Source organism: Microcoleus sp. PH2017_09_SFU_O_A, assembly GCF_020738625.1.
In the GTDB taxonomy this organism is placed as follows: Bacteria; Cyanobacteriota; Cyanobacteriia; order Cyanobacteriales; family Microcoleaceae; genus Microcoleus.
Window position 1 is genome coordinate 38,031 of record NZ_JAEQCF010000086.1, and the last position, 11,979, is coordinate 50,009.

Below are 11,979 nucleotides of genomic sequence, written 5' to 3' on the forward strand. Positions count from 1 at the left end.
TTTTTTGTGGCACAGGCATCTTGCCTGTGACAAATATTAGGGGCGGGCTAGAAGCCCACCCCACAAGATTTTTTGTGGCACAGGCATCTTGCCTGTGACAAATATCAACACCTTTCTCCTACCTCACCTTAAAAATCTTCTGCGCCGCACTTTCAGACACCGGCATCACCGACAAGCGATTACCTTTCCTCACCACCAAAATCTCATCAGCAGTAAACTTTGCTTTCAGTTCATCCAAAGATATTAACTTAGTAAACTCTTCAACAAACTCAACTTTCACAGTCTGCCACCGAGGCGCATCAAGCTGCGATTTAGCATCATAATACTCGCTATTCACATCAAACTGAGTCGGGTCAGCAATCCCAGTTTCAACCACGCGCGCCAACCCAACAATGCCCGGAATTTTAGTATTAGAATGGTAAAAAAATACTAAATCACCCAAACTCATTTGCCGCATAAAATTGCGCGCTTGATAGTTACGAACGCCATCCCAAATCGAAAATTTGTCACGCCGCAAGTCCGCAATACTATAAACATCCGGTTCCGACTTCATCAGCCAATAATTCATACAATCCCTTCGCTTTGGTTAGCCAAAGATTGTTGAATATTGTCTAAACACTGCTGCATAGCTTTTTGCATAAAAACCTGAACCAACAACAACCCAACCGGATAAAATACCGGAGAAGTCAGCATAAAGTAAAACTCCCAATCAATCCGAGTCCCCTTTTCTGTAGTAGTAAACTTCCAATCTCCGCCACCAGACTCAATCAGTAGAGAAATCGGAAACTTAAACCCTCTAACCAATCGGTAAGTTTGTCTTTCTGGCTTTTTAAAAGTAATTATTTCTTCATCAATCACCGATCCATCGGAATGTTTTATCTGACGCACACCGCCTTCACGCATTTCTCCACCATCAGCCATTTCAGCTTTAATAATTGCTGGAATTAAACCAAATCCGCGAAATGATTTTGGCACATTCGATAGTGATGCCACAAAATCAAAGACTACTTCCGGTGATGCAGGAATTTCTACTAAGGCGTTGGTTTTAACTAACATTTAATCCTCAAATTTTTGGCATTAACTAAGTGCAGATTTCTAATTGTATAGCGGTTCTCACAAAGATGAGGTACGTTGTTGGGCTTTAGCCCTTCTTGGTTTAAACTGTCAAGTGTCAACTGTCAACTGTGAAAGGTGCGTCGCTGTGAGATTTTTCACTTTTTCGAGCAGATGATTCATGGTGACGCACCCTACGTTATTAACTTTTTAACTGTCAACTGTCAACTGCTATAAAATATCTTTCCGTTTCTGCAACCACAGAGTCAACATCAAATATACGAAAATATGCACGCACAAAATCCCCCAATTTAAACTCAGATTGTGCCACGTCGGATCGTAAACAGGAGTAGGCTCAAACGGCTGAGGAAGTGTACTCCCGTCCGGCAAAGTCGTAGGCGCGGGAACCATCGCGTTTACATTAACTAAAGAGCCGTAAGCGCCCACAGACCAACGACTTAACATCAACCAAGAAAACTTGCTCGCCACACCTTCCATCCTAAACAAAACTCCCGAGAAAATAATCTGAGGTAGCAATATTAGAGGTAAAGCACTGTTAGCTTGAGAGCCATTTTTGACGATCGCCGAAACCAGCAATCCGAGACTGATGCAGCTCATTAAAGTTAGAAAAGTGGTAATAGCTGCTCCCACCGGCCAGGAAATCAAACTCGGTTCGGGGGATTTGAAAGCAATCAGAATCACTCCTACCATCAACAGCGTTTGCAATACTGCTAACCCCGAAAGGATAAAAAACTTTGAGCCCAAATAAGCAAACAATCCTAAATTTACCAAACGTTCCCGCAGATAAATAGCAGATTCCTTGACAATTTCTTGCAGGGAAGTTGCCAGACCCACCCAAATAGCCGCGCAGGTAAACACAAACAAAACTCGCATCGCTAAAGGTGCTAAAGTTGGCTCCGGCGCGCCAATTAACGGGTCTTTATCCCTGACGGCAAGCCGCAGCAAACTAATCCCGATCGGCGCAGTCAAAAGAGCTAAACTTAAGTTAACTAAGTCGCGGGAAATTAGTTGAAAATAGCGCTGAGATAGCAAAACAAGTTGTTTGATAAAAGATAGAGATTTGGGCTTGGGAGGTGCAGCGGGCGTTTTTCCACTAGCGTTGGCGGTGCTGAAGTGGTTAACAATATAGCGCTGATAGTAGGGAGATTTCTGGAACTTTTCCGCCCAGCTTTGAACGTTAGTTTCTGACGTTTCTAATTCGTTGTAAATGTCGGCAAAATCCCCTGTTTTGACATCGAAAAAATCCAGGGCTTCCGTGGGCGGGCCGAAGTAACAAAGCCGTCCGCCGCGGCCCATAAACACAATGCGATCGCACATCGTGATATTTGCCGTCGCGTGAGTCACCAGAATCACCGTCCGGCCTTGACTTGCCAACTTTCGCAACAGTTGCATCATCTTCTTGTCCAAACCCGGATCGAGCCCAGAAGTCGGTTCGTCCAAAAAGAAAAGTTTCGGATCTGCTAACAGTTCAACTCCGATGCTAACCCGTTTGCGCTGTCCGCCACTAAGCTGTTTTACAAAAGCAGTACGGCGGTGAGTCATTTCAATATCTTCTAAAGTTTTTGTGACTACTTCCTTAACATCTGTATCGGGAGGTAAGCGTAATTTAGCGGCATAACTCAACACTTCTTCTACTGTCAAATCTGCGTGAATAATATCATCTTGAGGCACGTAACCAATTTGATTGCGATAAATATTGAAGTTTTGGCGCAGGTTGTCGCCGTTGAGAAACACAGCGCCTTGAGTAGTTTTCTCGATGCCTAAAAGCGTCCGCATTAAAGTAGATTTACCCGCGCCGCTACCGCCGACTAAAGCCACAAACTGCCCAGGTTCGATCGCCAAAGTGATACGATCCAAGCGCTTGGGAATCACCAGACTGTCAGCATCCAGGCGAATTTGACTGCCTCGGTCTTGCACCTCTAACGTATGATTGCGGTAAGTTAGAGTAAACGGGCCGATCCGAATCGCATCTCCCTCGGCCAACTGTACAGAATTCGTGATGCGCTGGCCGTTGACAAAAACGCCATTAACACTGTGATCGCGTAAAATATAATTGCCGCGACTGTCAGCGTCAATTGTCGCGTGTCGCCTCGAAACCAGTGGCGCATCTAATTGTAGCGAAGCATTTGGATCGCGGCCCAACAAAACCGATCGATTGCTGAGGGGAATTGACTGTTTGCTGGGGGGAAAGATTTGACTCGCCAGGGGATTAAAATAAGTCACCAAAACTTGATTTTTGGGATCGAGACCGATTTTAATTTCTGTACCGTTTTTGAGACAATAACCGTCGTTGGGAGTGATGCGAGTGCGATCGACAAATAAGCCATTAGTGCTCGGCTGCTGGCCGTCACCGTCGTAAATCCAGTAATTTTGGCCAATTTGGCGCAACACAGCGTGAACCCCGGAAACTGCCCGCCAGGGTTCGGGAACAACCAAATCAGCACGAGTGCGATCGCGCCCCAGTACGTGCTGCGGCTGTTTTAACTCTAACTGTATGCTTTGATCTTGACTCGTTAATACTAAATAAGGGCGATCGCTGACAGCAGTCGGTTGTCCTATATTACCTATCATATTTAAATCGCCTTTTTTGCATTCACTTTTGTCAGCATATCAAAAGTAAGGCAACAATCCACTTATTTATTTGCGAACTAATGCAAAATGTCTATACTATCGTCTTCCGCGCGCGTTACATCTATATTACTTATTCCCTATTCCCTATTCATTCTTTCCTCTTCATTTTGTCAACCGTCAACTGACAGGGCGCATCTGGGTTTTGAAGAGGGCGAAGCATGACCGCATATAAGTTATTAGTGATAATCTCATATTTTCTGCGGTCATGCTTCGCCCCTACACACGTATTTGGCAAACTCAAATGCACACAACTGACAACTGACAACTGTCAACTGACAACCGACAAACTTCGCAGCCGATTAATAGCCGCCGCCAATTCAAAGCGGCGAAACATAGCAAAATCTCCCTCAGGAAAAGAGGATAAAATATCCATCCCCTGCGCGTCAATATCTGCCATCACCAAATCGATAATTTCCGACAAAGTGCGCTTCCCGTCTATGTAGTGACCCTTTGCATAAATCATTGCCGAGGCGATCGCCCGCAACTGTCCCCTGTCCACAATTTGCTCGACAGCGCCCAAATCAATCTCCTCAGTTCCGAAAGCCAATTCATCCACATCCCGCACCTTCACCCGCACATCTCGCCGTCCCCGACTCGGATCTAAACTAGCAGGAACCGGGACTCTGTGAGTAATATCACCAAAACTTTCTCCCCCTTCAGCAGCGCGACTGGTCGAGTAAATACTTGCTATTTCTTTAGCTTTTTCCGTCACATTATATGCTGCAAAATTATCCATGGAAATCACAGTATCCGCCACATCAAAATAATCGCCGCTTCCGCCCATGACTAAAATCGTCGATACGCCATAATCTGCGTACAACTGTTTCACTTTATCGATAAACGGCGTAATCGGTTCCTTATCCTTAGCAATCAGGGCCTGCATTCTGCGATCGCGAATCATAAAATTAGTCGCCGCCGTATCCTCATCCACCAACAAAACAGGTACTAAATCCCCTTCACAAGAGGCGGCTTGCATCCCTGTCGCAAAAGATTGAGATTCTTCCCTCTTCCTTCTTCCCTCTTCCTTCTTCCTTCTTCCTTCTTCCTTCTTCCTTCTCCCAACTTCCAAAGCCTCAATAATATTAGCAGCTTGCGACGTACTGCCGCTCGCATTTGCAGTAGAAAATTGTACAGTATCTCTACCTTGCGGCAAATGATTGATAAAAGGAGAAATATCCACCGACGCCACACTTCTGCCATCTTCCGCCCGAATTTTCACCGCCGCCGGACTTGTCACCACAAATTCCCTACCATCACCCGGAATTCGGTTATAAACTCCCAACTCAATCGCCCTGAGTAAAGTTGATTTGCCGTGATAGCCACCGCCCACAATCAAACTAATCCCAGCGGGAATTCCCATACCGGAAATCAAACCGCGATTCGGACAATTAAACTCAACCTTTAACGACGACGGCGACACAAAAGCCACAGCATCATTTAACAGAGGACGGTTGTCAACACCGCTGCGGCGGGGTAAAATAGAACCGTCAGCAACAAACGCAACTAATCCGTTTTCAGCTAACTGCTGCCGCAGCCAATCAGCATCTTCTACCGTTTCAACATGAAGGCGACATTCCGCAGCATTTAAGCTAGAATATTTCAGAGATTGGCTGACAATTCGCGGGATATCTTCGCACAGCATTTCAGCAGCTTGTCGCCCTAAAATACTGCGCCCGCCCGCCGGAAGTCCGACGGAAAATCGGATTTCAACCCCCCCTAAATCTCCCAGATCTGATGCAGTTGAGTCTAGGATAAATGCCGAAGTTCGTTCTAAAACTTCTTGTCTGAAGCGAGTCACTGCGATCGTACCGCTTTTACCGCTGCCGCGCTTGCTGCTGATGCTATATGCTGCTTTGTCAAACTGGCGAGTTAGGTAATCTCGCAGGGCTATTTCTCGACTGCGAGATTGGAAAAGTTCGCGGGGAATTCGAGCAATGTTTGGCGGAACTTTGACTCTAAATTTACTGGGAGATGCAAAGGGATCTCCCTGGACATAATCAATTATTAATGTGAATTCTGAAAAATCATATCTACCTTGAATGTCTTTGTACGCTTTGTAGCTTCGATTGTCTAGTTGCAGTAAATGCTGTCGCAGATTGTCTTTGTTAGTCATTTCTTGTAAGGAAGAAGGAAGAAGGAAGAAGGAAGAAGGAAGAGGGAAGAAGGAAGAAGGAAAGAACACCTTACATAATTACCAATTACCAATTATCAATTACCAATTACCCATTACCAATTACCAATTACCAATTACCAATTACCAATTACCAATTACCAATTACCAATTACCAATTACCAATTACCAATTACCAATTACCAATTACCCACCAATTACCAATTACCAATTACCAATTACCAATTACCCATTACCCATTACCCATTACCGAATTTCCAATAATTTAGCAGTAGCATTAACCACAATTTGAGCAGAACCGATGAAAAAAGGTCGATCGATATTTGCGAGTGTATCGGTAGACTGGTGGTAGTGGGGCGATCGCAAATTTGCAGTATCCGTCACCAACACAGCACCAACTCCTTTATACCAGAAAGGCGCGTGGTCACTACGCAAAACATCGGGAGTCAGCAGCCCTTTCAGAGGAACCGGCAACGTCATCACCGGTGGTAAATCAGCTTGTGGCGACTCCGCAAAAGTACCCAACAGCAGCGGATGTTCCGCATCCCCAATCACAGCAATAAACTCGCCCTTATCGGGAGAAGTCACCCCCGCTGCATCTAGAAAAGGTTGCGGTTTCAATCCTTCGGGATATCGCTGACATCCAGCCGTGCGGCAGGCATAACCGATCATATCCAGGACGATCGCACCCTGCAAATTTTTTAACCGCGCCGGGCTACCCGCGAATGCTAAACTACCTAAAAGTCCGATTTCTTCCCGGTCAAAAAATGCCACTTGCAATGTCCGAGGCGTAGGACGAGAACCCAGCAATCTTGCTACTTCTAAAACTGCCGCAACTCCTGTTGCATTGTCGTCAGCCCCAGGAGATTGTGGTACAGTATCGTAGTGTGCTGCAATTAAAATTGCACCAGCGTTTGAGTCAGTACCTTTTCTCTCGGCGAAAACGTTGATTCCGCGATCGAACTCCTGCAATTTTGGTGAAAAACCGAAGGTTTTCAGTTGTTGGGAAATGTAGTCTCTCGTAAAAGAGCGAGCTCGTTCTCCCTCGCGTTCCCCTGCTAAAGTTTCGACGTGTTTCCACAACCGGGACGAGTCAACTTGCGGCTGACTGACTGCATTTTTTTCAGCAGGAGACTGGCTTTGGAAAGTGTGGATAGTGCGATCGATCGAAACTTCCGGTACAGCCGTTTTCGGCTGCAACGAGTCAGAGCCCCAACCCACAACTGCCACCGCAACCAGAATAAATAGCGCTATCGAAATCAATTGTTTCATCAGTAAGTCTATTTTATATTTTAGGCTATTATGTTTGTGATTTTACTTGACACCATCCTTTAAAATAACCCTGTTTCCAAAAATGAAACTCAAAGTTCTTAACATTTTTTCTAGTAGCGCTATCCTCAAAGATCGTATTGTATAACTAGCTCTTAGGTACGTAGTTGCGCTTCAGCGCTCTTTTCTTTTATTATATATGAAAGAGCGCTTTCATCGCAACTACGTACCTGTTTCAATGTAGCCGTTGCGTAATTCCTGTTACTTGCTTCAGAAAATTCACGACGAACTCAAATACTAATTTACATTCGTAACTCACAACTCAAAACTACTTTTTCTCCCACTCTATCTCCTTATTTCCCAATATCAACCCGCTGCTGCTACCCACAGCATAAGGAATAGTTTTTGCGGAAAACTCAACAATTTGAGTTGGTTGTTGAAACCACTCCGAGTAACTGGGATTTAGTTGGTCGTACAGTGCTTTTAAAGCTTGGATTTCTGCCTCTAGCTGCGCTGCTGCTTGATTAATTTTGCGAGCTTGTGCTTGCAGGCGCTTTTCCCCGGTTTGAACGTGGTTTTCTACTTCTTTCCAGTGCTCTCCCGCCAGCAATTTATCTAGTTCACCTTGTTTGTAATTGAGTAAAGCCTGTTTTGCTTCCAGTTGCTTTTCAATAATTTTAGTCTCTCGGTCAATTTCCTGGATTTGCTGCAACCACTGCTCCCCAAAAGCAGCATTTTGCTGGTGGAACTCGGCAAGGGCCTCAGGAGTATTATTCTTGGGAAAACTGACTGTCACTCGGCACTCTGAGCGCTGTAGGCAAAGTTTTTCCCGCGTCTCTTGCAGAGTGGCAACTTCTGCTTGCAGCGCGCGGACTTCTGTTTGGAGTTCTGGGATCGTCTGACTCATTGGTTCAATTCGTGGATCTCTGCATCGATCTTAAGCTAATTGTTTATTTTTCTAACAAATCTCCGCCGCCTATGAGCGGGAATTTTCTAATTTTAGCGCGATCCCAGCCGATGTCTAGGCATAATGGCGGATAGTTTGTGGCACAATGGCCGATGACAGATCTTAAATTAAGATTAAAATTATAATTAGTTACAAAGATAAATTCTTATTTTTGAACTCTTCAATTTACTAAAGCAACATAAATTTAGGTGCTATTCTTTCTGTAATTCCTCAACATATGCTCAAAGTATTTAGATTTCTTGAGACAGGAAGACATCTTTTTAAAATCAGGAACTGGAGCAAATGAAAATTACGTATCAATTGATTTTGGTATCTTTGACTGCTGCTATTTTTGGTGTGGAATGTAGCATTAATTCAATAAAATTGTCGGCAAGTATAGGGGATATAACCGACAATCGCAGTGTGGAAGCAATTTTGCTGGAGCCTGAGAAACTTAGCTCTTTGGGAGCGTCATCTCGCCCCACTACTTCGGCAGCCGCCGACTTATTTGTAGATAATTTATCCCAAAGAGAAGCTGTACATTTACCAAGCGACAACTTTATACATTCTCCGCAAAATTCCGAAAATAAACGTAGTTTTGGTCGGGAAACAATCTGTTCTTTTTTGGCTTTTATTTCTATAGTAATCTCGTTATTAATCAGGACGAACACAGCAACTATCTTATCTAAGACGAGCGGGAAATCTCACTCTGAAACAGAGAAAGAAAAGCTACCAGAAGCAAAAAAAGTGTTGCGTCAAAAAAAAGAACAAGATATCGGGGATACTATTGCCAAAATGACCCAAGATTTGCAGCAAACTGCGGAATACGCCCTCGATATTTGCGAGGAAATGAGCGTCTCGATCGTTGCTACAACTCCCGGCGGTCATATCCTGTCGTCTAACCAAGCTACCTGTCAACTTTTAGGATACTCTAAAAAAGAGTTGTTAGGCAAACAAATAGCTGGACTTTTCAAACAAACTGAATCACCGGCAGCCGGATTAGAATCAGCAACATTAACAGCCCAAGGTTCTGTCCGCAACGTCGAAAAAGTCTACCTTTCCAAACAGGGTAAAAAAATAATTGTACTGCTTTCAATTTCAACTATTCGCGACGGCAAAGGTGAAGTGAGCGGCAAGTTGTATGTAGCACAAGATATTACCGATAGCAAGCGGGCTGAAAGAGATTTGCGGCGCAGTGAAAAAAAGTTTCGGCAACTGGTAGAAACTGTTAATGCTGCTGCATTTATCTATCAGCGCCGACAGTTGCGCTATGTCAATTCTCAGACAGAAGCTTTAACTGGATATACTCGCGAAGAATTGCTAGGATTGGATTTATACGATTTTATTCATCCAGATTTTCGATCGACAGTTAAACAATGGGGTAAATCCCGCCAGCCGCGAGACAGTGCAGGCTCAAAATATGAAGTGAGAATTATCACGAAAACTGGAGAAACTCGCTGGATTGAAGCCACTGTTGATATTATCAAATTTGAGAGAAAAGCGTCAATATTAGTCACTGCTTTTGACATTAGCCATCGCAAATTAGCAGAGTTAGAACTAGAAACATCTCTTTCTTTGCTTCAAGCAACCATTGAATCTACTGCTGACGGAATTCTGGCGGTGGATGGTAGCGGAAAAGTTGTCAGCTTTAACCGCAAGTTTGCTCAAATGTGGCAGTTGCCAGATTTTCTGCTAGATTCGAGAGATAGCAACCAAATTTTGGGGTTCGGAATCAGCCAGTTAAGATACCCGGAAATCTTTCTCAACCGTGCTAAAGAATTGTCCGATATCCCCGCAGCAGAAAGTTTCGATGTCATCGAGTTTCAAGATGGCAGAATTGTCGAACGCTACTCGCTACCGCAGCATACTGGAGGCAAAATTACTGGTCGAGTGTTCAGCTTTCGGGATGTAACGGAACGCTGGCAATCTGAAGAAAAACTCCGCAAAAGTGAAGAACGCTTTCACCTGCTGACGCGGGCAACAAATGATGCAGTTTGGGATTTTAATGTGTCAAGAAATGAGTATTGGTTGAGCGAAGAGTTTGAAAAAGTTTTTGGATACAAACTCAACGAAACTCAGACGATAGATTTAGAATCATGGTGGCTGAATGTTCATGCCGAAGAACGGGAAAGAGTGAAGTCTAGCTTCAACGAAACAATGAACTCAGACGCTCAATGTTGGTCGGAGGAATACAGCTTTCGCCGCGCAGATGGGGGATATGTTTTTGTGCTCGATCGCGGTTACATTATCCGGAATGCTAGCGGTGAAGCAGTGCGGGCGATTGGCACTATGATGGATATCACTCAGCGCAGGCAAGCTGAAGAAATTATTCGCTATCAAGCTGTTTATGACCAACTCACAGGTTTACCGAACCGGATACTGTTTAACGATCGCCTGTTGGCTTCATTAAAACAAGCTAAAAAAAATGAAAAAATGCTCGCTGTGATGTTTTTAGACTTGGACAGGTTCAAAAAGATTAATGATACACTAGGTCACGCTGCGGGCGATCGCCTGTTAGAGGGTTTTGCCGGACGCATCAGCGACACTTTGCGATCGACGGATACGGTAGCCCGCTGGGGAGGCGATGAATTTACTGTACTGCTTCCCGAAATCAATTGCTTAGAAGATGCGATTAAAACAGCTCAAAGAATACTCGACAATTTAAAACCAGCATTTAAACTAGAACAACAGGCGTTTCACATCAGTAGCAGCATCGGCATTGCCCTTTATCCCAACGACGGTGAAGATGCCGAAACTTTAGTCAAAAATGCCGATGCCGCTTTGTACCGCGCTAAGGAAAGGGGAAGAAATAATTATCAATTATACACTGCAACACTTAATCCCGAAGGCAGCCAGTTGCTAAATATAGAAAACAGGTTGCACGAGGCTCTAGAACAGGGAGAATTTGAGATTTTTTACCAGCCAAAAGTCAACATCACTACTTGGAAAATCCAGGGTATGGAAGCCCTGCTGCGCTGGAAACATCCAGAATTAGGTTTAGTTTCTCCGGCGACATTTATTCCGATCGCCGAAGAGAACGGATTAATTGTCCCTATTGGCGAATGGGTGCTGCAAACTGCCTGCACTCAAAATAAAGCTTGGCAGGATGCTTTGCAACCAGATTTGCGGGTAGCGGTTAACTTTTCGGCGCGGCAGTTTCAGCAATTTAATTTAGTGCAAATGGTGGCGAATTGTTTGGAAAGAACTGGTTTAGCACCGAAGTATTTGGAGTTAGAAATCACCGAGACTACAGCTATGCAAGATGTGGATTATACCACAAAAGTTTTGAGGGAGTTGCAGGCTATGGGAGTGCAGATTGCGCTGGACGATTTCGGTACGGGTTATTGTTCTCTAAATTATCTCAAAAAGTTTCCGTTGAATATCTTGAAAATAGACAAATCTTTTGTCAGCGAACTGACGACTGATCCGTGCGAACGGGCGATCGCAAATGCTGTAGCAACTCTGGGGCGAGATTTGAACTTGAGCGTGGTGGCTGAGGGAGTAGAAACTAAAGAGCAGTTGGATTGTTTGCGATCGCTCCACTGTCACGAAATTCAGGGTCATTATTTTAGCAAGGCGCTCTCGGCTGGGGATGCGAGCAAACTTTTGGTAAATTGTCTGTTGAGGAAAGTGAAAATTGCTTAATTGGTCATTGGTCATTCGATCGGGTGCTGACGCTGCTTTAGGTACGTAGTTGCGCTTCAGCGCTCTTTTCCTATATATCAAGAAAGAGCGCTGAAGCGCAACTACGTACCTTGAATGTGAGAGTAAAGGGCGATCGGCATTTGCTCTCACCACTTGTAGGGAAACCCTACTGCTGTGTCGTTGGAGGTGGGCGATCGACCTTGCGATCGATCGCCCGCACGACTTAAAACTTAAAATAGTGTGCAGAATAACGGACTTGTGCCAAAAGACAGACGAAAATATC

At 44.5% G+C, this 11,979-nt stretch carries 8 protein-coding genes; 2 read left to right on the plus strand and 6 right to left on the minus strand.

The features are described from left to right. Positions 1-118: 118 nt before the first annotated feature. The 4 genes from JGK16_RS26345 to JGK16_RS26360 form a co-directional block, all read right to left on the minus strand. Positions 119-568: an EVE domain-containing protein gene (locus JGK16_RS26345; protein WP_293186734.1), complete on the minus strand. Its 450-nt coding sequence runs from the start codon at positions 566-568 to the stop codon at positions 119-121. Beyond that, complete coding sequence (locus tag JGK16_RS26350; protein WP_293193136.1) at positions 565-1,056, minus strand: SRPBCC family protein; 492 nt, start codon at positions 1,054-1,056, stop codon at positions 565-567. The genes JGK16_RS26345 and JGK16_RS26350 overlap by 4 nt, the downstream gene beginning before the upstream one ends. 228 nt (positions 1,057-1,284) lie before the next feature. Then, a complete protein-coding gene (locus tag JGK16_RS26355; RefSeq protein ID WP_293193138.1) occupies positions 1,285-3,645 on the minus strand; it encodes an FHA domain-containing protein in 2,361 nt (786 codons plus the stop codon). A 328-nt stretch (positions 3,646-3,973) separates the two neighbouring features. Further along, positions 3,974-5,818, minus strand: a complete 1,845-nt coding sequence (locus JGK16_RS26360) for an ABC-ATPase domain-containing protein (protein WP_293193139.1) — start codon at positions 5,816-5,818, stop codon at positions 3,974-3,976. Here JGK16_RS26360 and JGK16_RS26365 point away from each other — a divergent pair. Further along, entirely contained in the window at positions 5,808-6,128 is a 321-nt protein-coding gene (locus tag JGK16_RS26365) for a hypothetical protein (protein WP_293203486.1), read from the plus strand. The genes JGK16_RS26360 and JGK16_RS26365 overlap by 11 nt on opposite strands. On the opposite strand, the gene JGK16_RS26370 is transcribed toward JGK16_RS26365, so the two are convergent. Together JGK16_RS26370 and JGK16_RS26375 are read right to left on the minus strand one after the other, a co-directional pair. Continuing rightward, a complete protein-coding gene (locus JGK16_RS26370) occupies positions 6,083-7,108 on the minus strand; it encodes a M20/M25/M40 family metallo-hydrolase (RefSeq protein WP_293186729.1) in 1,026 nt (341 codons plus the stop codon). The genes JGK16_RS26365 and JGK16_RS26370 overlap by 46 nt on opposite strands. 325 nt (positions 7,109-7,433) lie before the next feature. Continuing rightward, a complete protein-coding gene (locus JGK16_RS26375) occupies positions 7,434-8,012 on the minus strand; it encodes a hypothetical protein (protein WP_293186728.1) in 579 nt (192 codons plus the stop codon). A 342-nt stretch (positions 8,013-8,354) separates the two neighbouring features. Here JGK16_RS26375 and JGK16_RS26380 point away from each other — a divergent pair, with 342 nt between their 5' ends. Continuing rightward, entirely contained in the window at positions 8,355-11,696 is a 3,342-nt protein-coding gene (locus tag JGK16_RS26380) for an EAL domain-containing protein (RefSeq protein WP_293193142.1), read from the plus strand. Positions 11,697-11,979 lie beyond the last annotated feature (283 nt).